Annotated in this window: 16 protein-coding genes; 9 read left to right on the top strand and 7 right to left on the bottom strand. The window is 63.8% G+C overall.

All coding sequences use genetic code 11. The features are described from left to right. Nucleotides 1-176: 176 nt before the first annotated feature. The 6 genes from FJ977_RS09955 to FJ977_RS09930 all read left to right on the top strand — a co-directional run bounded on the left by FJ977_RS09955 (nucleotide 177) and on the right by FJ977_RS09930 (nucleotide 6,710). Complete coding sequence (locus FJ977_RS09955; protein ID WP_140770865.1) at nucleotides 177-1,127, top strand: N-acetylmuramic acid 6-phosphate etherase; 951 nt, start codon at nucleotides 177-179, stop codon at nucleotides 1,125-1,127. 118 nt (nucleotides 1,128-1,245) lie between these two features. Then, nucleotides 1,246-2,505 carry an ABC transporter substrate-binding protein gene (locus FJ977_RS09950; protein ID WP_140770863.1) on the top strand — a complete coding sequence of 420 codons (1,260 nt, stop codon included), beginning with the start codon at nucleotides 1,246-1,248 and terminating at the stop codon, nucleotides 2,503-2,505. A 352-nt stretch (nucleotides 2,506-2,857) separates the two neighbouring features. Beyond that, complete coding sequence (locus tag FJ977_RS09945) at nucleotides 2,858-3,787, top strand: sugar ABC transporter permease (RefSeq protein ID WP_140770862.1); 930 nt, start codon at nucleotides 2,858-2,860, stop codon at nucleotides 3,785-3,787. A gap of 10 nt (nucleotides 3,788-3,797) precedes the next feature. After that, on the top strand, nucleotides 3,798-4,637 hold the full coding sequence (locus FJ977_RS09940) for a carbohydrate ABC transporter permease (protein WP_010912697.1): 840 nt from the start codon (nucleotides 3,798-3,800) through the stop codon (nucleotides 4,635-4,637). Next, nucleotides 4,634-5,695, top strand: a complete 1,062-nt coding sequence (locus FJ977_RS09935) for a Gfo/Idh/MocA family oxidoreductase (protein ID WP_181179729.1) — start codon at nucleotides 4,634-4,636, stop codon at nucleotides 5,693-5,695. Before FJ977_RS09940 ends, FJ977_RS09935 begins: the two co-directional genes overlap by 4 nt. A gap of 16 nt (nucleotides 5,696-5,711) precedes the next feature. Continuing rightward, on the top strand, nucleotides 5,712-6,710 hold the full coding sequence (locus FJ977_RS09930; RefSeq protein ID WP_056573804.1) for an ABC transporter ATP-binding protein: 999 nt from the start codon (nucleotides 5,712-5,714) through the stop codon (nucleotides 6,708-6,710). A gap of 223 nt (nucleotides 6,711-6,933) precedes the next feature. Here the strand turns inward: FJ977_RS09930 and FJ977_RS09925 are convergent, their stop codons facing one another. The 7 genes from FJ977_RS09925 to FJ977_RS09895 form a co-directional block, all read right to left on the bottom strand. Then, a complete protein-coding gene (locus tag FJ977_RS09925; protein ID WP_140770860.1) occupies nucleotides 6,934-7,779 on the bottom strand; it encodes a fumarylacetoacetate hydrolase family protein in 846 nt (281 codons plus the stop codon). A gap of 213 nt (nucleotides 7,780-7,992) precedes the next feature. Further along, complete coding sequence (locus FJ977_RS09920; RefSeq protein WP_140770858.1) at nucleotides 7,993-8,724, bottom strand: SDR family oxidoreductase; 732 nt, start codon at nucleotides 8,722-8,724, stop codon at nucleotides 7,993-7,995. Between the two features lie 189 nt (nucleotides 8,725-8,913). Further along, complete coding sequence (locus FJ977_RS09915; protein ID WP_140770856.1) at nucleotides 8,914-11,286, bottom strand: aldehyde dehydrogenase family protein; 2,373 nt, start codon at nucleotides 11,284-11,286, stop codon at nucleotides 8,914-8,916. A gap of 60 nt (nucleotides 11,287-11,346) precedes the next feature. After that, nucleotides 11,347-12,402 carry a deoxyribose-phosphate aldolase gene (gene deoC / locus FJ977_RS09910; protein WP_056573791.1) on the bottom strand — a complete coding sequence of 352 codons (1,056 nt, stop codon included), beginning with the start codon at nucleotides 12,400-12,402 and terminating at the stop codon, nucleotides 11,347-11,349. Between the two features lie 190 nt (nucleotides 12,403-12,592). After that, nucleotides 12,593-15,751 carry an efflux RND transporter permease subunit gene (locus tag FJ977_RS09905; RefSeq protein ID WP_140770854.1) on the bottom strand — a complete coding sequence of 1,053 codons (3,159 nt, stop codon included), beginning with the start codon at nucleotides 15,749-15,751 and terminating at the stop codon, nucleotides 12,593-12,595. Continuing rightward, a complete protein-coding gene (locus FJ977_RS09900) occupies nucleotides 15,751-16,899 on the bottom strand; it encodes an efflux RND transporter periplasmic adaptor subunit (RefSeq protein ID WP_246682906.1) in 1,149 nt (382 codons plus the stop codon). The genes FJ977_RS09905 and FJ977_RS09900 overlap by 1 nt, the downstream gene beginning before the upstream one ends. A gap of 507 nt (nucleotides 16,900-17,406) precedes the next feature. Beyond that, nucleotides 17,407-18,234: a ferredoxin--NADP reductase gene (locus FJ977_RS09895; protein WP_140770850.1), complete on the bottom strand. Its 828-nt coding sequence runs from the start codon at nucleotides 18,232-18,234 to the stop codon at nucleotides 17,407-17,409. Between the two features lie 220 nt (nucleotides 18,235-18,454). Here FJ977_RS09895 and FJ977_RS09890 point away from each other — a divergent pair, with 220 nt between their 5' ends. The 3 genes from FJ977_RS09890 (at nucleotide 18,455) to FJ977_RS09880 (ending at nucleotide 23,198) form a co-directional block, all read left to right on the top strand. Then, the gene (locus tag FJ977_RS09890; RefSeq protein ID WP_140770848.1) at nucleotides 18,455-20,539 is read left to right on the top strand and encodes a hydantoinase/oxoprolinase family protein; all 2,085 of its coding nucleotides are present in this window, start codon (nucleotides 18,455-18,457) and stop codon (nucleotides 20,537-20,539) included. Between the two features lie 16 nt (nucleotides 20,540-20,555). Continuing rightward, the gene (locus FJ977_RS09885) at nucleotides 20,556-22,298 is read left to right on the top strand and encodes a hydantoinase B/oxoprolinase family protein (protein ID WP_140771391.1); all 1,743 of its coding nucleotides are present in this window, start codon (nucleotides 20,556-20,558) and stop codon (nucleotides 22,296-22,298) included. A 123-nt stretch (nucleotides 22,299-22,421) separates the two neighbouring features. After that, the gene (locus tag FJ977_RS09880; protein WP_140770846.1) at nucleotides 22,422-23,198 is read left to right on the top strand and encodes an ABC transporter substrate-binding protein; all 777 of its coding nucleotides are present in this window, start codon (nucleotides 22,422-22,424) and stop codon (nucleotides 23,196-23,198) included. Nucleotides 23,199-23,213: the final 15 nt, after the last annotated feature.

Genomic DNA, 23,213 nt, shown 5'->3' with positions numbered 1-23,213 from the left:
AATACCAATAAAATACCAATAGCCAAGGCTTAATTTCCGTTTCAAAAAGATTAAGCCGTATTTTATTGAAAAATCTAGACATTTCGTCGGCTCACCGATTTCCTGTCCGCGAATTCGTTAATGCGTGTGGACAAGTGGTATTTTTTTGGTATTGTTCTGGTATTGGAGGAACACGGATGGCTGAAACGCGCACCGAAGCGCTTCACAGGAATGCCGAGGGGCTGGATATCCAGGCACCGGAAGCCATCCTTGTTTCGCTGGCCGATGCGCAGATCGAAGCCGCGAAAGCCGTCCGCAACGCCATTCCGGCCATCGCCAAGGCAGCCGAGATCATTGCGGGCCGATTGAGCGGCGGCGGCAAGCTTGCCTATGCCGCGGCCGGCAGTTCCGGCCTGATGGCGCTGGCCGATGCGCTGGAACTGCCCGGCACCTTCGGCATCCAGCGCGACCGCATCGCCATCCTGGTCGCCGGCGGCGATGAGGCTTTCAGGACGCTGGCGGGCGGCCCCGAGGATGATGTCGAGGAGGCCGCGACGGCTGTCGCCAATGCCGGTATTGGCGCCGGCGATTGCCTGATCGCGCTTTCCGCCAGCGGCACCACGCCATACGCGGTGCGCGCGATCGAAGAAGCCGCCCGTCGCGGTGCGGCCACCATCGGCATCGCCAACAACCGGGACTCGGCCCTGCTTCGCCAGGCCGAAACCGCAATCCTGCTCGAAACGCCGCCGGAAGTGATCGCCGGCTCGACGCGCATGGGCGCCGGCACCGCCCAGAAGATCGCGCTCAACATGCTCTCGACCCTGACCGCTGTTCATCTTGGCCATGTCCATGACGGCTACATGGTCAATCTGATGGCCGACAACATCAAGCTGCGCGACCGCGCCGCGCGCATCGTCGCCGCCATCAGCGGGCGCGGCAAGGACGAAGCGGCCGGGCTGCTCGAGAAAAGCGGCGGCGCGGTCAAGACCGCAATTCTGCTCGCTGCCGGCGCCGACAGCGCCGCCGCGGCGCAGAAGATACTGGAAGAGGCTGGCCAGAAACTGCGGCCGGCCCTTTCCGCGTTGGGGCATGATCCCGAAAAGCGGAAACCGCTTTCCGGAAAAGATCATGCTCGAACCGAGAAATAGAGCCTGTCTCATCCCGATTTCCATCGGGGTGAAACGGGCTTGCGAGGGGAGCAAGGGGCCAAAAAGCCCCTGTTCTCATCAAAACCGAACCTGAAAAAGGTCAACAGGGAGACTGAGCATGACAACGAAACTACTGACGGCACTGCTTCTGGGCACCAGCATTCTCGGCTCGGCCGGGTTGGCTCACGCCGAGGACGTAACGCTCAACATCGAAAGCTGGCGCGGCGACGACCTGTCCATCTGGAAGGACAAGCTGATCCCCGCCTTCGAAGCCAAGAACCCCGGCATCAAGGTGGTGTTCGCACCATCGGCTCCGACCGAATATGACGCCGCGCTCGGCGCCAAGCTCGCCGCCGGATCGGCTGGAGACCTGATCACCTGCCGCCCGTTCGACAAGTCGCTCGAACTGTTCAAGAAGGGCAACCTCGCCGACCTCAGCGCGCTGCCCGGCATGGAAAACTTCTCGCCGGTGGCCAAGTCCGCCTGGCAGACCGATGACGGCAAGGCAAGCTTCTGCGTGCCGATGGCCTCGGTCATCCATGGCTTCATCTACAACAAGGACGCCTTCGACAAGCTCGGCATCAAGGTGCCGGAGACCCGCGACGAGTTCTTCGCCGCGCTCGACAAGATCAAGGCCGACGGCACCTACATCCCGATGGCGATGGGCACCAAGGATCTCTGGGAAGCCGCGACCATGGGCTACCAGAACATCGGCCCCAACTACTGGAAGGGCGAGGACGGCCGCGCGGCGCTGATCAAGGGCACGCAGAAGCTGACCGACAAGGAATGGGTCGCGCCCTTCGACGAACTGGCCAAGTGGAAGCCCTATCTGGGCGACGGCTTCGAGGCGCAGACCTATCCGGACAGCCAGAACCTGTTCACGCTCGGCCGCGCCGCCATCTACCCGGCCGGCTCGTGGGAGATCGGCCTGTTCAACACCCAGGCCCAGTTCAAGATGGGCGCCTTCCCGCCGCCGGTCGAGAAGGCCGGCGACACCTGCTACATCTCCGACCATACCGATATCGGCATGGGCCTGAATGCGGCTTCCAAGCATGCGGACGCGGCCAAGACCTTCCTGTCCTGGGTGGCCTCGCCGGATTTCGCCACCATCTACGCCAACGCGCTGCCGGGCTTCTTCAGCCTGAACTCCTCGCCGGTGAAGATGGAAGACCCGCTGGCGCAGGAATTCGTTTCCTGGCGCGGCAAGTGCAAGTCGACGATCCGCTCGACCTACCAGATCCTGTCGCGCGGCACGCCGAACCTCGAGAACGAGACCTGGGTCCAGTCAGCCAACGTCATCAACGGCACCGTCACGCCGGAAGATGCGGCCAAGAAGCTGCAGGCCGGCCTCGACAGCTGGTACAAGCCGGCGAAGTAAGAGCTCAGGCAACGGAGCCGGCTGGGCGCATGCCTGGCCGGCTCCGGAACATCCTGGTTCCCAGGGTGCACCTATTCAGATAGCGATTGTCGGCACAGCCTCGCGGCCTTACCCTTGATCTCCTTGGGAAGGCTGGCTGATCAGTCGCAGGCCTTTGTTCTTGCCGTATCGGGCAAGGATGGATGGGCCGTGCATCGAGGCATCATCTAGAGCAATTCCAGGAAAAGTGTGAAGCGGTTTTCCGTCCGGAATTGCGTGCAAAAAAGATAGAGCGGTTCGGTGTTTCCGTAAAACGGTGAACCGCTCTAGCATCAACATCGTCTGGAACCGAGAGACGGCGGGAACCGAACTCATGGCCGCAGAAATACGACCGAAAAGACCGTTTCGCTGGCACATCGCCGTCTTCCTGGCGCCGGCCGTGCTCGTCTACACGGCGATCATGATCCTGCCGCTCGCCGGAACGCTGCAGCTGTCGCTGTTCCGCAACATCGAGCAGCACCAGATCTTCGTCGGACTGGACAATTTCCGCACCTTGTTCGGCGACCCCAACTGGTCGGTGGGTTTCTGGAACGCGCTGAGGAACAACACCTGGTTCTTCATGATCCACATGCTGGTGCAGAACCCGATCGGCGTCATGCTGGCCGCACTTCTGTCCAGCCCGAAACTTCGGTTCGCGGCCTTCTACCGCACGGCGATCTTCGTGCCGACCATCCTGTCCTTCGTCATCGTCGGCTTTGCCTGGAAGCTGATCCTGTCGCCGCTGTGGGGCGTGGCGCCGCACATGCTGGACCTGGTCGGCCTGAAAAGCCTGTTCACACCCTGGCTCGGCAAGGAGCAATACGCGCTGACCGCGCTCAGCCTGATCTCGGTGTGGCAGTTCGTCGGCATCCCGATGATGCTGATCTATGCGGCGCTGCTGTCGATTCCCGACGAGGTCATAGAGGCGGCCGAATGCGACGGCATCACCGGCCTGTCGCAGTTCTGGAAGATCAAGCTGCCGCTGATCCTGCCGTCGATCGGCATCATCTCGATCCTCACCTTCGTCGGCAATTTCAACGCCTTCGACCTGATCTACACCGCGCAAGGGGCGCTCGCCGGGCCGAACTATTCGACCGATATTCTCGGCACCTTCCTCTACCGCGCCTTCTTCGGTTTCCAGCTGCAGGTCGGCGATCCCAACATGGGCGCGGCGATCGCCACGATGATGTTCCTGATCATCCTCGGCGGCGTCTGCGTCTACCTCTTCCTCGTCCAGACGCGCCTGCGTCGCTACCAGTTCTGAGGGCCAGGAGATGAGCACCGCTACCCGTTCGCTGCCCCGCACCATCGGCGCCCATGCGATCCTTTTGACCTACACGGCGATCGCGCTGTTTCCGGTGATCCTGGTGATCATGAACTCGTTCAAGTCCCGCGCCGGCATCTTCGGCGCGCCGCTGACGCCGCCGACGCCGAAAACCTTCGACCTGATCGGCTACACCACGGTGATCGGCCAGGGAGACTTCATCCACTATTTCCAGAACAGCCTCGTCGTCACCGTCGCCTCGCTGTTCTTCGTGCTTCTATTCGGCGCCATGGCAGCCTTCGCCCTGTCGGAATACCGCTTCCGCGGCAATTCGCTGATGGGGCTCTATCTCGCGCTCGGCATCATGATACCGATCCGGCTCGGCACCGTCGCCATCCTCCAGTTGATGGTGGCGAGCGGGCTGGTCAACACGCTGACGGCGCTGATCCTGGTCTACACCGCGCAAGGCCTGCCGCTCGCCGTCTTCATCCTGTCGGAATTCATGAAGCAGGTCTCCGACGACCTGAAGAATGCCGGCCGTATCGACGGCCTGTCCGAATACACCATCTTCTTCCGCCTGGTGCTGCCGCTGGTGCGGCCGTCCATGGCGACCGTCGCCGTCTTCACCATGATCCCGATCTGGAACGATCTGTGGTTCCCGCTGATCCTGGCGCCGTCGGAGGAGACCAAGACGGTGACGCTCGGCGCGCAGCTCTTCCTCGGCCAGTTCGTCACCAACTGGAACGCCATCCTGGCAGCACTTTCGCTGGCGATCATGCCGGTGCTGATCCTCTACGTCATTTTCTCGCGGCAATTGATCCGCGGCATCACCTCCGGAGCCGTCAAGTGAGTTTGGAAAAACCTCTTCGTGTCGTCGTCGCCGGCCTCGGCAATATGGGCCGCAGCCATGCGCTGGCCTATCACACCAATCCGGGCTTCGAGATCGCTGCGCTGATCAACCGTTCCGACGTGCCGCTGCCGGACGGGCTGTCGGGCTATGACATCAGGCGTTCCTTCGACGAGGCGCTGCGCGATGAAAAGCCTGATGTCGCCTGCATCGCCACCTATTCCGACAGCCATGCTGACTATGCGGTGAAGGCGTTCGAGGCCGGCTGCCACGTCTTTGTCGAAAAGCCGCTGGCAACGACGGTGGCCGACGCCAAACGCGTCGTCGCGGCGGCACAAGCCAACGGCAGGAAACTGGTGATCGGCTACATCCTGCGCCATCACCCGTCCTGGATCAGGCTGATCGCCGAGGCGCGCAAGCTCGGCGGCCCCTACGTGTTCCGCATGAACCTCAACCAGCAGTCTTCGGGCCACACGTGGGAGACGCACAAGCAACTGATGCAGACGACGTCGCCGATCGTCGACTGCGGCGTCCACTATCTCGACGTCATGCTGCAGATCACCGACGCCAGGCCGGTCGAGGTGCGCGGCATGGGCGTGCGGCTGACCGAGGAGGTGGCGCCGTCGATGTATAATTACGGCCATCTGCAGGTTCTGTTCGATGACGGCTCGGTCGGCTGGTACGAAGCCGGCTGGGGTCCGATGATTTCGGAGACCGCCTTCTTCGTGAAGGACGTCATTTCACCGAAGGGCTGCGTGTCGATCGTCATGAAGGAAGGTGTGAAGTCGGACGATATCGACACCCACACCAAGACCTCGACCATCCGGCTGCATAGCGCCGCGACCGGCCCAGACGGCAAGTTCGCCAAAGCCGATGAGATGCTGTCGATGGAAGGCGAACCCGGCCACCAGGACCTCTGCGATCTCGAGCAGGCCTTCGTGTTGAAGGCGATCCGCGAGGATCTGGATCTCACCAAACACATGGACGACGCGGTGAAGTCGCTCGCCGTCTGCCTTGCCGCCGACGAGAGCGTGCGCAGCGGCATAGCCGTCAAACTCTAACGACAGGAACGAAGCCGTGGGTTCGCTGAAGATCGAGAATGTGAAGAAGGCCTTCGGGCCGGTCGAGGTGCTGAAGGGCATCGACCTCGAAGTGACCGATGGCGAATTCGTCGTCTTCGTCGGCCCGTCGGGCTGCGGCAAGTCGACCTTGCTTCGGGTCATCGCCGGGTTGGAGGATTCGACTTCCGGCCGGGTGTTGATCGACGGCGAGGATGTGTCGGTCACGCCACCGGCCAAGCGCGGCATCGCCATGGTGTTCCAGACCTATGCGCTCTACCCGCATCTGACGGTGAAGAACAATATGGGCCTTGGCCTCAAGCAGGCCGGCACACCCGCGGCCGAGATCGACCGCCGCATCGGCATCGCCTCATCGATGCTGTCGCTGGAGCCCTATCTGGAGCGGCGGCCGGCCGAACTCTCCGGCGGCCAGCGCCAGCGAGTCGCCATCGGTCGCGCCGTGGTGCGCGAGCCCAAGCTGTTCCTCTTCGACGAGCCGCTGTCGAACCTCGATGCCGCGCTGCGCGTCAACACGCGGCTGGAGATCGCGCAACTGCACCGCAGGCTGAAGGCGACGATGATCTACGTCACCCACGACCAGGTCGAGGCAATGACGTTGGCCGACAAGATCGTGGTGCTGAACGCCGGCAGGATCGAGCAGATCGGTGGTCCGATGGAACTCTACAATGCGCCGGCAAATGAGTTCGTCGCCGGCTTCATCGGCTCGCCGAAGATGAATTTCATCGACGGCGCCCGCCTCGGCGAAACGGCCAAGACCATCGGCGTTCGGCCGGAGCATCTGACCGTCGATCCGAAATCGGGCGCCTGGAAGGGCACGGTGGTGCATGCCGAGCATCTCGGCGCCGACACCAATCTCTATCTCGATTGTGAGAAGGCCGGGCTGATCACGGTGCGGATTTTCGGCGTCTACGACGCCGAGCCGGGCGCGACGCTCTATGCGACGCCGGATCCGGCCAAGACCTATCGGTTTGGCGCTGATGGGAAGGTGCTGAAGTAATCTGGCGCCAACACCTCTTACCTTCTCCCCTTGTGGGAGAAGGTGGATCGGCGCGTGGCGCCGAGACGGATGAGGGGTGTTCCAGCGGAGTGAGGCGTGAAAAGGCCGAAAGACTTCAGGCGCTTGACTTCTGCAAGCAGAGATCCTTCGCGCACCCCTCATCCGACCTCGCTTTGCGAGGCCACCTTCTCCCACAAGGGGAGAAGGGGAAGAACTGCCGCGCCTACACGTCGGCCTTGAACGTCTGCTTCTGCTGGCCCAGGCCCTCGATGCCCAGTTCCACCACATCGCCCGCCTTCAGGAACACCGGCGGCTTCATGCCGAGGCCGACGCCCGGCGGCGTGCCTGTCGAAATGATGTCGCCGGGATGCAGCGACATGAACTGGCTGAGGTAGGACACCAGATATTTGACGCCATAGACCATGGTCTTGGTTGAGCCGTCCTGCATGGTCTTGCCGTTGACGGTCAGCCACATTTTGAGGTTCTGCGGGTCGGCGACTTCGTCCTTGGTCACCAGCCACGGGCCGGTCGGGCCGAACGTGTCGCAGCTCTTGCCCTTGGTCCACTGGCCCTGGCGCTCGGCCTGGAAGGCGCGCTCGGAGACATCGTGGGCGACGGCATAGCCGGCGACATAGTCGAGCGCATCGGCTTCGCTGACATATTTTGCCGTTTTGCCGATGACCACGGCGAGCTCGACTTCCCAGTCGGTCTTCACCGAACCGCGCGGGATCAGCACGTCGTCGTCCGGGCCGACAATGGCCGAGCTTGCCTTCATGAAGATGATCGGTTCCGACGGTACTGTGGCGCCGGTCTCGGCGGCGTGGTCGGAATAGTTGAGGCCGATGCAGATGAACTTGCCGGTGCCGGCGACGCAGGCACCGAGCCGCGGCTTGCCGGAAACCGCCGGCAGCGACTTCGGATCGAGCTTGCCCAGCATCTCCAGCGAGGCCGGATGCAGCACCGTGCCGGCAATGTCGGCGACATGGGCGGAGAGATCGCGGATCGTTCCATCCGCATCGAGCAGGCCGGGACGTTCGCTCCCCACCTCGCCATAGCGCAGCAGTTTCATCTAAATCCTTCTCCTGGTTGCGGCCTCGCGGCCTTTTGCAAATTCTCCGCCGAGGCGATGGCTTCCTTGAGGAGCCCGGCGGACCCTACCCATCGACCTGAGAACCGGCAAGCGCGGACATCTGTTGAACGGGTCCGCGAGCCGGATTTTCAGACTTCCCGATCTTCGATAAGCGCCGCGATTCTCAGCTTGCCGACCGCCTGCTTGATTGCGCTAGATCGACCAGCCGCCGTCGATATTGTAGGCCTGCCCGGACGTATAGGTCGCGCCGGCCAGGTAAACGGCGAGGTCGGCGATTTCCTCCGGCGTGCCGAGCCGGCCCATCGGCTGGCGGGCGATGAAGGCGGCGCGGGCGGCCTCATAGTCGCCCTGCGCATGCATGCGGTCCTGCAGCGACGGGCTTTCGACCGTGCCGGGGCAGATGGCGTTGCAGCGTATGCCCTTGCCGACATAATCGGCGGCGACCGCCTTGGTCAGGCCGATGACCGCGGCCTTGCTCAGGCCGTAGACGAACCGGTTCGGCACGCCCTTGGTCGAGCTCGCCAGCGAGGCCATGTTGATGATGGCGCCATCGCCGCGCTCCAGCATCCCGGGCAGCACGGCGCGGATGGTGCGAACCATGGCGCGGACATTGAGGTTCAGCGCGAAATCGAGGTCGCCATCCTTCATCTCGAGGATCGATCCGGAATGGACGAAGCCGGCGCAGTTGAACAGCACGTCGACGCGGCCGATCTCGGCAAAGGCTGTATTGACGGCCTCGTCGTTCAGCACATCCAGCTTGCGGGTCTTGATCCCGGATGTCTTGGCGAGTTCGGCGAGCAGCACCTCGTTGATGTCGGTGGCATGGACGGTGGCTCCAGCCTTGGCGAAGGCCAGTGCGCTCGCCTTGCCGATGCCTTGTGCCGCCGCCGTGATGACAACGACCTTGCCTGCCAGATCCGCCATGCTTTTCTCCTCGCTCCTCTGGATCATCCGGATTTACCGGCGTCCTGCCACGGCGTCGTGTGCCAGTAAGGCATCACCATGCAGCCTGGGCCGCCGTCAGTTTACAGATAAAGATGTTTTTTCTCGTTAAAGAACATGTGTCCGGGCGTCAAGTCCGAACGCGATCACCATTGCGACAGCACGGAAATGTCAGTCGCCGTAAGGCACCCAGACGTTCTTCACCTCGATGGCGCGGCGCAGGAAAGCATCGCCGGCCGCTTCGTCGGATGCCCAGTCCAGGCTGCGGCCATTGCCGCTCCAGACGCGCTTCAGGTTGCCGGTGGACTCCGCTTCCGCCCTGGCGCAGGTCTCGGCATCGGCGAACACCCAGAGCCCGTCGACATCGTCATGCCTGGCCAGGACGCCGGCAAGCTCGGTGCTGCGTCCGGTGACGATGTTGATGGCGCCGGCCGGAACATCGGAATATTCGATCACCTGATAGAGGTCGGTGGCGAGCAGCGGATAGCGTTCGGACGGCACGGCGACCACGGTGTTGCCCATCGCGAGCGCCGGGGCGATGAGCGAGATCAGGCCAAGCAGCGGCGAGACATCGGGTGCTACGATGCCGACGACGCCGACCGGCTCGTGCAGGGCAAGCGTCACGGCGCGAGCCGGCGGCTGGTGCACGCGGCCCTCGAACTTGTCGGCAAGGCCGGCATAAAGGAACAGCCGCTCGATCGACTGCTCAACCTCCTCGCGCGCCGCCTTGGCCGTCACGCCCGTGAGCTGCACGAGGCGTGCGGCGAACTCGTCGGTGCGGCCGGACAGGTTCTCGGCAAGATAGTAAAGCACCTGGGAGCGGTTATAGGCGGTCGCCTCCGGCCAGGCCTTGGCACCGCGTGCGGCCGAAACGGCGTCACGAATGTCCTTGCGGCTGCCGAGCCCGACCTCGCCGGCCAGCTTGCCCTTGGCGGTGGCGACGGCCAGCGAATAATTGCCGTCCGGCCGTACCTGCTTGCCGCCGATGAACAGCTTCGCCGTGCGGTCTATGGCCAGGCCGTCGGCTTGCTCGACCGGTTGCGCCGAGACAGTCGCGACCTTTATGACAGGACCGAGCGGCAGCTTTGCCGCGAGATATTCGAACATGCCTTCGCGCCCGCCCTCGCGGCCGAAGCCGCTCTCGCGGTAGCCGCCAAAGCCGCAGGCAGCGTCGAACATGTTGGTGCCGTTGACCCAGACGACGCCGGCCTTCAATTGCGGAGCCACGTGCAAAGCCAGATTGACATTCTCACTCCAAACCGAGGCCGCCAGTCCATAGCGCGTGTTGTTGGCGAGTTCGATCGCTTCCTCGGTGTTGCGGAAGGTCATGGTCGCCAGAACCGGCCCGAACACCTCTTCCTGGGCAAGGACGTTAGCCGGCGAAACACCGGTGGCCAGTGTCGGCAGATGGTAGTAGCCGGAGGACGGCAGCGCCGCATCCGGCTGCCAGCAGACGGCGCCCTGTTTCGCGCCTTCGGCCACCAGTCCCTTGACGCGGTCGAGCTGTGTGATGTCGACCAGCGGGCCGATATCGGTGTTCTTGTCGAGCGGACTGCCGACGCGCAACCTGCTCATCCGCGTCTTGACCTTGGCGATCAGGGCATCGGCGATGCCTTCCTGCACCAGGAGCCGCGAACCGGCGCAGCAGACCTGGCCCTGGTTGAACCAGATGCCGTCGACCAAGCCTTCCACGGCGCTGTCGAGATCGGCATCCTCGAAGACGATGAAGGCCGACTTGCCGCCGAGCTCCAGCGACAGCTTCTTCCCTGACCCGGCGGTGGCTTTACGGATGATCTTGCCGACCTCCGAGGAGCCGGTGAAGGCGATCTTCTGGATGCCGGGATGATTGACGATGGCAGCCCCCGCTTCGGGTCCGCCATGGACAATGTTGACGACGCCCTTCGGCACCCCAGCGCGTTCGCAAATCTCGGCGAACAGGATTGCGGTCAATGGCGTGAATTCGGCCGGCTTAAGCACCACCGTGCAGCCGGCGGCGAGCGCGGGCGCGATCTTCCAGGCCAGCATCAGCAGCGGGAAATTCCACGGGATGATCTGGCCGACGACACCGACGCCCTTATGGCCCGGAAAATCCTTGTCCAGCGCCTGCGCCCAGCCGGCATGATGGATGAAATGGCGGATCGCCAAGGGCACGTCGATGTCGCGGCTTTCGCGGATCGGCTTGCCATTGTCGATTGTCTCCAGCACGGCGAAAAGGCGCTGGTGGCGCTGCATGGCGCGGCCGATCGCGTAGAGCACCTTGGCGCGCTGGTAGCCAGAACTGGCGCTCCATTTCGGCAATGCCTTGGTGGCTGCCGCGACCGCCGCGTCGATATCGGCCGCACTGGCGTCCGAAATCTTGGCCAGCAGCTTGCCGGAAGACGGCTCGCTGGTCTCGAAAGTCTTGCCGCCGGACGCGGCCTTCCAGGCACCGTCGATGAACAGCGCCTTGCCGAAATCGCGCGCGGCAAGCCATGCGTCGGCCTCGTTGCGGGCTTCAGGCGCCGGGCCGTAGTCCATGGCGTGATAGCGGTCGAGAATGTTCATCGTGCCTCCTTCACCCTCCCAAGGGAGGGTCGATCGGCAAAAGCCGATCGGGGTGGGTGCTCAAGCCATCGCGTGGCGGTGATTGGCCGAATAATGCCCGGTCAAATGGTGCTCCAGCTGGCGCTCGATGTCGGTCAGCAGGCTCGACGCGCCGAAGCGGAACAGCTCGGGTTCGAGCCACGGCCGGCCGAGTTCTTCCTTCATCAGCACCAGCCAGTCGAGCGAGGCTTTCGCGGTGGAGATGCCGCCGGCCGGCTTGAAGCCGATGAGATAGCCGGTCTCCTCGAAATAGGCCCTGATGGCGCGCACCATGGCCAGCCCGACAGGCAGCGTCGCATTGACGCTTTCCTTGCCGGTCGAGGTCTTGATGAAATCGGCGCCCGCCATCATCGCCACCATCGAGGCCAGCATGACATTGCGCAGCGTGGCGAGGTCGCCGGTGCCGAGAATGACCTTCAGATGCGCGTCACCGCAGGCGGCGCGCATCGAGACAATCTCGTTGTAGAGCTCCCGCCATTTGGCGCCGAACACCAGCCCGCGCGGAATGACGACGTCGATCTCGTCGGCGCCGTCGCGCACCGAAGCCTCGATTTCCTGCAGGCGCGTCGACAGCGGCGCAAGGCCATGCGGAAAGGCCGTGGAGACGGCGGCGACATGGATGCCGGTGCCGCGCACGGCGTCGACTGCGGTAGCGACAAAGGGATGGTAGACGCAGACAGCCGCCGGCCGGATGGTTTCGCCCGAAATGCCGAGGCCCTCGACGATGTCGCGGCGCAGCGGGTTGATCGCCTTGGCGCAGAGCCGGCGCACCCGCTCCTCGGTGTCATTGGAATTCAGCGTCGTCAGGTCCATGCAGGCAATGGCGCGCAGCAGCCACGCCGCCTGGTTGTCGGCCTTGATCGAGCGCCGCTTGGTCAGGCTGGCGACGCGCCGTTCGAGTGCCGAGCGGTTGACGCTGCGCACCGATTCCATGAAGCCGAGATCGAGCTTCATGCCGGGATTGCGCGCGATGCGATGATCCGGCGGTATCGGGGTGTTGGCGGCGGCGCGGGCCGGCAGCGGCGTCACTTTCGACGCGCTGGTGCCGGGCTCGGCTTCGCGGATCGTATTGCTCATTTCCTGCCCTTTCTCGTTCAATGCATGTCGCCCAAAAGTGACCTCGGTTTTGGGGGAACGACATGCATAAAACAAAAGCCTAAAGCGCGTTGCACGAATCCGTTCCGACGCGACGCGCTTTAGGGCGATACTTACACGATCGTTTGGACCGAGGCCACAAGCTGATGTCGGCCCGCGCGCCGACGCAAGCCTACTCGGCCGCCAGCTTGCGCGCCGCCACGCCGATTTCAGCCTCGATAAGTTCGGGTTCGGCATGCTCCGGCTCATGCTTGCCGAATGAGGTGAGCCAATGGGAAAGGTCGTCGAGATAGAGATAGATCACCGGCGTGGTGAAGAGCGTCAGCGCCTGGCTGACAAGCAGTCCGCCGAACATTGTATAACCGAGCGGCTGGCGGATCTCCGCCCCGGTGCCGTTCTCCAGCATCAGCGGCAGGGCGCCCAGCATCGAGACCATGGTGGTCATCATGATCGGCCGGAAGCGCAGCAGGCAGGCCTGGCGGATCGATTCCAGGGAACTGAGGTTCTGGTCCCTTTCCGCCGCGATGGCGAAGTCCACCATCATGATACCGTTCTTCTTGACGATGCCGATGAGCAGGATGACGCCGATCAGCCCGATCAGGTTGAACTCCATATGGAAGACGAGCAGCGTGCCCAGCGCGCCAAGCCCGGCGGAGGGCAGGGTGGAGAGAATGGTCAGCGGGTGGACGTAGCTTTCATAGAGGATGCCGAGGATCAAATAGACCACCACCAGCGCGCCGAGGATGAGCACCGGCACTGAAGACAGCGACTGCTGGAAGGCCTGTGCCGTTCCCGTGTAGTTGGTCTGGATGGTCGCCGGCAGCCGCATCTCGGCGGCGGCCCTGTCGATCGCGGCGGTGGCCTGGCCGAGCGCGATGTTGGGCGCCAGGTTGAAGCTGATCGTCACCGACGGGAACTGGCCTTCGTGATTGATCACCAGCGGCTGCACTGGTTTCGTCGTCCATTTGGCGATGGCCGAGAGCGGCACCTGCGACCCGCTCGATGTCGTCAGATAGATCTGATCGAGCGCCTTGAGGTTGCCGCGCAGCGACGGCAGCACCTCCAGGATCACGTCGTAGGTCGAAAGCTGCGTAAAATACTGGGCGATCTGGCGCTGGCCGAAAGCGTCGTTGAGCGTGTTGTCGACGTCGTTCGCCGTCAAGCCGTAGCGGGCGGCCTGGTCGCGATCGACCTGCAGCGTCAGCGTCGTGCCGGAACTCATCTGGTCGGTCGAGACGTCGCGCAATTCGGGCAGGCGCTGCAAGGCCGTCAACAGTTTGGGCGCCCAGTCATCGAGCGAGTCGAGGTCGCTGCTTTCCAGCACATACTGGTATTGCGAGGCCGACAGTTTGCCGCCGACGCGCACGTCCTGCGAGGCCTGCATGAACAGGCGCGCGCCCTGGACGGCCGACAGCTTCGGCTGCAGCCGCCGGATGATCTGGTCGGCCGAAACGTCGCGCTCGTCACGCGGCTTCAGCTGGATGAACATGCGGCCGGTGTTCTGCGTGTTGCCATTGCCGCCCGTCGATGCCGCGAAATGCGCCACCGCCGAATCCTTGGAGACGATCCCGGCAAATTGCGCCATGTAGGATTGCATCTGGCCGGTGGAGACGTCCTGGCCCGCGATCACCTGACCGAAAATCAGGCCGGTGTCCTGCTGCGGGAAGAAGCCGCTTGGAACCAGCGTGAAGAAATAGCCGGTAAGGCCCACGCAGGTCAGGAACACCAGCAGCGTGATGAAACGATGCCCGAGCGCCCGGTCGAGGCCGCGCTCATAGGCGCGCAGCATGCCGTCGAAGACGCTTTCGCTCCACCGGTAGAGCCTGCCGTGATGTTCCTCGTTGGCGGGCTTGATGAAGCGCGAAGCCAGCATCGGCGTCAGCGTCAGCGAGACACAGGCCGAGACCAGAATGGTCATGGCCAGCGTCACCGCGAACTCCTTGAACAGGCGGCCGATAATGCCGCTCATCAGGAGCAGCGGGATCAGCACCGCCACCAGGGAAATCGAGATCGACATGATGGTGAAGCCGATCTCGCTGGCGCCGCGGATCGCGGCATCCATCGGTTTCTCGCCGTGCTCGATATAGCGGACGATGTTCTCCAGCATGACGATGGCGTCGTCGACGACAAAGCCGATCGAGATCGTCAACGCCATCAGCGACAGATTGTCGATGCTGTAGCCGGCTGACCACATCAGGGCGCATGCGCCAAGCAGCGCCAGCGGCACGGTGAAGGCCGGGATGGCGGTCGCCCAGACATTGCGCAGGAACAGGAAGATCACCATCACCACCATCCCGATGGTGAGCATCAGCGTGAACTGCACGTCCGCCACCGAGGCGCGGATGGTCTGGGTGCGGTCGGAAAGCACCTGCAGCTTCAGTGAGGCCGGCATCGAGGCGGTCAGCATCGGCAGCTCCGCCTTGATCTTGTCGACCGTGTCGATGATGTTGGCGCCGGGCTCCTTGAAAATGACGAGCACGACGCCGCGTGTCGTGTCGGTCCAGCCGGCCTGGGTATAGTCCTGCGCGTCGAGCACGGCCCGGCCGACATCCTTGACCCGCACCGGCGCCCCGTCGCGATAGGCGATGATGGCGTTGTTCCAGTCATCGGCCGCCGTCATCTGGTCGTTGGAGAAGATGGTGAAGGAGCGCACCTCGCCCTGGATGTTGCCCTTGGGCAGGTCCACCGTGCCGATCGACAGCGGCGTGCGCACCGCTTCCAGCGACAGGCCCCTTGCCGCCAGCTTGGCCGGATCGAGCTGGACACGGATCGAAGGCGTCTGCTGGCCGCCGACCAGCACCTGGCCGACGCCGTCGACATGGCTGATCACTTGCGCCAGCTTGGTGTAGACGTCGTCGCTCAACGTCGTCAGTGGCAAGTCGGTCGAACTTGCGCCGATCAGCATGATCGGCGAATCGGTCGGATTGACCTCCCTGTAGGTGGGTGGATTGGGGAGGTTCTTCGGCAGCTGTCCGCCGGCGGCGTTGATGGCCGACTGCACCAGCCCGGCGGCCGATGCGATATCGACGTCGAGCGCGAATTGCAGGGTGACCTGGCTGGAGCCGGACAGGCTGCTCGATGTCATTTCGGCAATGCCCGGTATCTGCGCGAACTGCGTCTCGAGCGGCTGGGTCACCGACGATGCGATCGTGATCGGGTCGGCGCCCGGCAGGCTGGTCGACACCTGGATCGTCGGGAAGTCGACGTTCGGCATCGCCGCGACGGGCAGGTTGAGATAGGCGACCACGCCGACGAACAGCACGCCGATCATCAACAGCGACGTGGCGACGGGATAGCGGATGAAAGGCGTGGAAACACCGATCTGTGCCATCAGCTTGCACCTCCGGCAGCGCCGTTCTGCGCCTGTCCGCCGCCAGGAGCCGGCGTTGGATCGACGCTTGCACCATCGACCACCCGGTATTGGCCGGCAACCACGACACGCTGTCCGGCGGCGAGGCCGTCGGTGACGACCGTTTGCCCGCCGTCCGAAGGACCCGTCTTGACGGCTTGCCGACGGACCTTGCCGTCGTCGCCGACGGCATAGGCGAAGAGCCCGTCAGGGCCGTGCTGGACGGCTTCGTCAGGCACCACGATCGCGCCCACCATCGTGCCGATGCGTATGCGCGTGTTGACGGACAGGCCCGGCCACAGCGCATTGTCCTGGTTCGTGAACGTCGCCTTGAGCGAAATCGTGCCGGAAGCCTGGTCGACCGCGTTCTGGATCGCTTCCAGTCTGCCGCTCGCCAGCACGGTCTTCATGTCCGCGCCAAGCGTATCGATCGCAACCGGGCCGGCCGCGAAAACCTTGTTGATGGTCGAAACCTCGTCCTGCGGCTGCGTGAACGACACATAGATGGGCTGGAGCTGCACGACCGTGAAAAGCCCGGGGCTCTGGCCGGCCTGCACGATGTTGCCCGGATCGATGGTGCGGAAGCTTGTCTTGCCGGTCAGCGGCGCCGTGATCCGGGTGAAATCGAGGTTGAGCTGCGCCGCCTCGATCGCTGCCTTGTCACCCTCGATCGTGGCGGCGGTCGTGGTGACGACAGCCTGCTGGTTATCGACATCCTGCTGGGTTTCGAACGTCTTTTTCAGGAGCGTGGACAGGCGATCGAGGACGACCTGCGCATTCTTGAGCGTCGCTTCGTCCTCCGCCTCCTTGGCCTTCGCCTGGTCGAGCACCGCCTGATAGGGACGCGGGTCGATTTCGGCGAGCAGGTCGCCCTGCTTGACCATTTGCCCCTGCTCGACCGGAACCTGGTTGACGACGCCGGCGACGCGGCTCGAGATGCTGACGTTGTTCAGCGGCGTCACCGTGCCGAGCCCATAGAGATAAAGCGGGAAATCGGTCTTCTCTGCCGTGGCCACGGTGACCGGGACCTTGGGCGAGGGTTGCGCCGTTTGGGTGGCTGCTCTTGCCACGCCGTCGGCGTGGCTGCGCCATAGGCCGTAGCCGCCGGCGAGCAGGAGGAGTGTGGTCAACAGGACGATGCTCCGGGAGCGCTTCGGCCGTTTGCGACTGGTTTGCTGTGTTGATGAAATGCTCATGGTGCCGTCCACCTGGCTGGCAAGAATATCAAGCCTTTTCAGGATGGTTGGGAGGTTAGGACCGACCGCGTCGATCACCGGGACAGTAGTCCCGATGGCCCGGCCCTGTCAGGTTACAAGTCGGTCATGTTGCGCTGCGGCATTCAAGGATGCGTGAGGCCGCCTTGAATGCTGCATCGCAATAAAGTGACTTCCAGGGTCCGTCCGAGCCAGGGCTCGAGGAGCGCCTCAACCGCACACGGCCATGCGGGCCCGGTCGACGCGGCGGACGTCGACATTGCCGTTCCGGGCACGACCGTGCTTGGCCTGAAATCAGATATGACGGTATGCGCTGACAGGCGCGCGATTTCGGTGCCTTCGGTCGGGATCGAGCGGTCCGACCTGTCCCAGCAGGGCATCCCAGATCAGGCGTTCGCCTGGAAGGAAAGGGGGCAGCAGGTCTCAGCCGACGAAGGCACGCTCGACGACGAAAGTCGCGGGATGGCTGAGCGAACCTTCCTGGAAGCCGAGACTTTCGGCAAGTTCCTTGACGTCCTTCAGCATATGCATCGAGCCGCAGATCATGATGCGGTCGGTCTCGGGATTCAGCTTCTCGATGCCGAGGTCGGCGTAGAATTTGCCGGAGCCGATCAGCGCGGTGATGCGGCCCATGCAGGCCGACTCCTCGCGGGTCGTCGAATTGTAGAGCGTCACGCGCCCGGCGGTCAGTTCGCCGATCAGCGGGTCGCTTTCCAGCGCCGCCACCAACTCCTGGCCGTAGGTGAGTTCGGCATTGTCGCGGCAGGTGTGGGTCAGGATCAGCTGATCGAATTTCTCGTAGGTGTCGGGATCGCGCAGCAGGCTGGCGAAGGGCGCGATGCCGGTGCCGGTCGAGATCATGAACAGCCGCTTGGCGGGTGTCAGCGCATCGACCACCAGCGTGCCGGTCGACTTCTGGCGCATGATGACTGTATCGCCGACCTGGATCTTCTGCAGTTCCGAGGTCAGCGGGCCGTCCGGCACCTTGATCGAGAAGAATTCCAGCTCTTCGTCCCAGGCCGGGCTTGCCACCGAATAAGCGCGGAACACCGGCTTCTCGGCATTGGGCAGGCCGATCATGACGAACTCGCCGGAACGGAAGCGCAGCGACTGCGGTCGGGTGATGCGGAACGAGAACAGCCGGTCGGTGTAGTGTTTCACCGAGACGACGGTTTCGGCATAGACATTGGCCGGAATCGGAAACTGCAGCGGGCGGGCGCCGGCGATGTTGAAGGCGGATGTGGTGTTCATCAAATCCAACTTTCTGGCCCAACCGGGGACCCGGGCGCCAAACCTTTTCCTGCGCGCCCGAACCATTCAGGTTCCGGCGTGCCGCTCGCACACTCCAAGGCGGTAAGCTCTTGTGTCCGGAATTTATTAGTATACAAACGATATTTGCGTCAAGATACCGTCGCGAAACACCTTTCCAAACTGTGCCGTATCCGTAGTCCCAGCATTTCGGGTTTCGACAATGAAAGAGAATTTTTCGGTGCAGCCGCCGGATTCCCTGGGCAGCGTCGTGGCCGGCATCGATGTCGGCGGAACCTTCACCGACCTGCTTCTGATCGACGGCAAGCACGGCGGCAAGGTGCACATCGCCAAGACCCCGACCACGGTCGACAACCAGGCGTTCGGCGTGGTTTCGGCACTCGGCGCCACCGGATTTCCGATCGACGGCATCGACCTCATCGTGCATGGCACCACCACCACCACCAATGCGGTACTCGAGCGCCGGCTGGCCAGGACCGGCATGATCACCACGCGCGGTTTTCGCGACGTGATCGAGCTTGGCCGGCGCACACGGCCGCAACCCTATGGCATGACCGGCACCTTCGTTCCCGTCATCCCGCGCAATCTCAGGCTCGAAGTGTCGGAGCGCGTCGAGGCTTCGGGTACGGTGCGCACGCCGCTCGACGAGGCCGGGATGCGTGAAGCGGTGAAGACGCTGATCGCGGCAGGCTGCGAATCCCTCGTCATCCATTTCCTGCACGCCTACGCCAACCCTTCGCATGAGCGGCGCGCCGCCGAGATCGCCGCCGAGCTCTGGCCGAATGGCTACATCACCACGGGTCATGCGCTGCTGTCGGAAGCGCGCGAATTCGAGCGCGGCGTCACCGCCTCCGTGAACGCCTCGGTGCAGCCGATCCTCGAGCGCTATGTCGAGCGGCTGCGCAAGGAACTGGCCGCCAAGGGCTATGCCCGCGACTTCCTGATCATGAACGGCAATGGCGGCATGATCTCGGCCCGCTTCGTCACACGTGAATCGGCCAAGACCGTCATGTCAGGTCCGGCCTCCGGGGTGATTGCCGCTGCCTATACGGGCAAGCGCGCCGGCTTCGAAAACCTCGTCACCTACGACATGGGCGGCACCTCGACCGACGTGGCGCTGATCCGCAACGCCGAGCCGGCGGTCTCGAACGAGATCGAGATCGAATATGCCATGCCGATCCACGTGCCGATGGTGGCGGTGCACACGGTGGGAGCCGGCGGCGGTTCGATCGCGCGCGTCGATGCCGCTGGCCTGATCCAGATCGGCCCGGAAAGCGCCGGCGCCAATCCCGGCCCGATCTGCTACGGGCGCGGCGGCCTGGAGCCGACCATCACCGACGCCAATCTCGTGCTTGGCCGGCTGGCGCCGAAGAAGCTGCTCGCCGTCGAAAACCCGGTCACCGTGGAGCGCGTCACCGGCATCTTCGAAGACAGGATCGGCAAGGCGACGGGCCTGTCCGGCGTCGAGGCGGCGGGCGCGGTGCTCAGGCTCGGCAACATGAAGATGGCCGGCGCCATCCGCATGGTCTCGGTGTCGCGCGGCCATGACCCGCGCGATTTCGCGCTGTTCGCTTTCGGCGGCGCCGGTCCGCTGCACGCCACGGCGCTGGCGCGCGAACTCGGCCTGCCCAAGGTGCTGGTGCCGGCGCGCCCCGGCATCACCAACGCGCTCGGCTGCGTCGTCGCGGACCTGCGCCACGACTTCGTCAACACCGTCAACCAGCCCGTGACCGTGCTTGATGAAACCCAACTTCACGCTGTATTGGAACGGCACCGAAACGAAGGCGAGGAGCTGATCGGCAAGGAAGCGGTCAAGCCGGAGACGATCCGCGTCACCCACTCCGCCGACATGCAGTTCGTCGGCCAGACCCACATCATCAACGTGCCGCTGCCGTCCTCGACAGTGAGCCGCAAAGAGCTGCAGGCCCTGTTCGACAAAGCCTATTTCGCCCGCTTCAAGGTCGAGTTGCCGGAGATCCGTGCCAACCTTGTGAACCTCAACACCTCGGTGACAGGCGTGCGGCCGGCGATCGACCTGTCGCGGCTGATCGATCCGGCCGGGCGCGCGAAAACACTGGACGAGGCACGGCGAGAGATTCGCCCGGTCTGGTATGCCGGGCGCTGGCACGACACGCCGGTCTATATCAGGGAAAAACTGCCGCTCGATGCGGTTATCCAAGGCCCGGCGATCCTTGAACAGATGGACGCCACGACCGTGCTTGAACCCGGCGACCGAGCGCGCTCGGATGCCGATGGCAACATCATCATCGACATTGGCGAGGCCTGAGATGCCTGACATGGATATGGCAAAGCTCGACGCCATCACGCTTTCGGTTCTCCAGGCCGCCTTGCAGCAGGTCTGCGACGAGATGGACCTGACTTTTTCCCGCGCCGCCTTCTCCCCGGTCATCGCCGAGGCCAATGACCGCTCCGACGGCATCTATTCGGCGGTCGACGGTTCGCTGATCGCACAGGGCAGCCAAGGCCTGCCGGTGTTCGTCGGCGTCATGCAGTATTCGACCAAAACGGTGATCGAGATGATCGCCGACGGCCGCTGCCTGGCGCCGGAGCCGGGCGACATCTACATCGTCAACGACCCCTATCTCGGCGGCACGCACCTGATGGATGTGCGCTTCGCCATGCCGGTCTACCGGGGCGGAAAAATCTTCTGCTGGCTGTCCAACACCGGCCATTGGCCCGATATTGGCGGCTCGGTGCCGGGCGGTTTTTCCGCCTCCGCCACCGCGGTCGAGCAGGAAGGCCTGCGGCTGCCGCCGGTAAAACTGTTCAAGAAGGGCGTGCTCGATCCCGAGATCTACGCCATAATCTGCTCCAACATCCGCGTCGCCGACCAGCGCATCGGCGACATCAGGGCGCAGGCCGCGGCGCTGCTGATCGGCCAGGACCGGCTCAATGGAATCCTAGATCGTTACGGAGACGAAACGGTTGTCGGGGCGATCGCCGAACTGCGCCGCCGCGCCGCCGAGCAGATGCGCGCCAACATAGCGGCCATTCCCGACGGCACCTACCGCTCGAAAGCCTTTGTCGATTCCGACGGGGTGGTCAACGAACCGCTGACCATCGCGCTCGCCGTCGAAAAGCAGGGCGATACGCTGACCTTCGACTTCGCCGGTTCGTCAAAGCCTTGCGCCGGGCCGATGAACAGCGTGCTGGCGACGACCCTGTCGTCGGTCTACCTCGCCATGCGTCACATCTTTCCGGATGTGCCGATCAGCGCCGGCGCCTTCGAACCCTTGATAGTCAAGCGGCCGGAGGGCACCTTCCTCGACGCGAAGTATCCACGTCCGGTCTCGGGCTGCGCAGCGGAAGTCTCGCAGCGCATCGCCGAGGCGGTGTTCGCGGCCATGGTGCAGGCCCTGCCGGACAAGGTGACGGCGGCCCCCGCCGGCTCCAGCGGCAATTTCGCGCTCGGCGGCAACGATCCCGTGCGTGGCCGCGATTATGTGATGTACCAGATCTCCGGCGGTGGCTATGGCGGCAACTCCGGCCATGACGGCCTGACCAATGGCTGCTCGACCATCGGCATTTCCAAATCGCCGCCGGTCGAGATCATGGAGCAGGCTTTTCCCGTGCTCTATCGCCACTATGCCTTGCGCGAAGGCTCGGGCGGCGCCGGCAGGCATCGCGGCGGTTTCGGCCTCGCCTACGAGGTCGAGATCCTGCGCGGCGACGCGCGCGCCTCCTTCGTCATGGATCACGGCCGCTTCGGCCCGCAAGGCGCGCTCGGCGGCGGGGATGGCGCGGTCAACACGGTGACCGTCTTTCGCAATGGCGAGGAACATGTGCCGCCGCATCTCTCCAAGGAGCAGGACATCCCGCTCAAGGCCGGCGACCGCGTGCGCGTCGGCACCCCGGGCGGTGGCGGTTATGGTGATCCACGCGAGCGTGACGCCGATCAGGTGCAGCGCGACGTGGCGCTGGGATACTACACCTCTGAGGAAGCTGCCCAAAAATTCGGCGTGGTCCTGTCGGCGGACGGTCTGACAATTGACCGCAAGGCCACGGACAAGCAGCGCGCCGGCTAAACACCGCCACACGCCATGGCGGAGACAGGTCACAGCGCCGTGATCGCCGCAGCACATGTCGTTTCCGTCACCGCCGGTTGCACGAAAGCCCGTAGACTTCTGCGGTCAACGGAGAACTGGAACATGCGTCTTTTCGGTCGTTTCGTGCTTGCCGCTTCCGTCGCCCTTACCCTTGCTGCTGGGGCTGCTTCCGCCCAGGACAAGAAGCTCAGGATCGGCACCGAGGGCGCCTATCCGCCCTTCAACTACGCCAGCGCCGACGGCACGCTGGGCGGCTTCGACATCGATCTCGGCAAGGCGCTGTGCGCCGAAATGAAGGTCGAGTGCGAATTCACCGTGCAGGATTTCGACGGCTCTATTCCCGCGCTGCAAGCCGGCAAGTTCGATGCCATCATCAACATCACCATCACGCCGGAACGGGCCGAGAAGGTCGAGTTCACCCACAAATACTACCAGACGCCGCCGGCCATCGCCGTGCCGAAGGATTCCACCATTGCGGGCACCTCGCCGGACGATCTGAAAGGCAAGGCGCTCGGCGTTCAGACCGCGACCATCCACCAGAAATTCGCCGAGCAGAAATATTCGGGCTCGACCGTCAAGGCCTACCCGACCGGCGACGATGCCCGCACCGACATGGCCAATGGCCGGCTTGATGCGATGATGGACGGCTCGATCATCCTGACCGAATGGCTGAAGAAGCCGGACGGCGCCTGCTGCAAGCTGCTCGGCACGCTGACGGCCGATCCGGCCATTCACGGACCCGGCGTCGGCATCGCGCTGCAGAAGGGCAACAAGGAACTGGCCGACAAGTTCAACACCGCCATCGACGCGCTACGCGCCAACGGAAAGTACAAGGAAATCAACGACAAGTACTTTTCGTTCGACGTCTCCGGGAGTTAATCCCGGCACCAATCG

It is taken from the genome of Mesorhizobium sp. B2-1-3A (genome assembly GCF_006442655.1).
Classification (GTDB): Bacteria; Pseudomonadota; Alphaproteobacteria; order Rhizobiales; family Rhizobiaceae; genus Mesorhizobium.
This window is presented reverse-complemented; position numbering and strand designations above follow the sequence as displayed.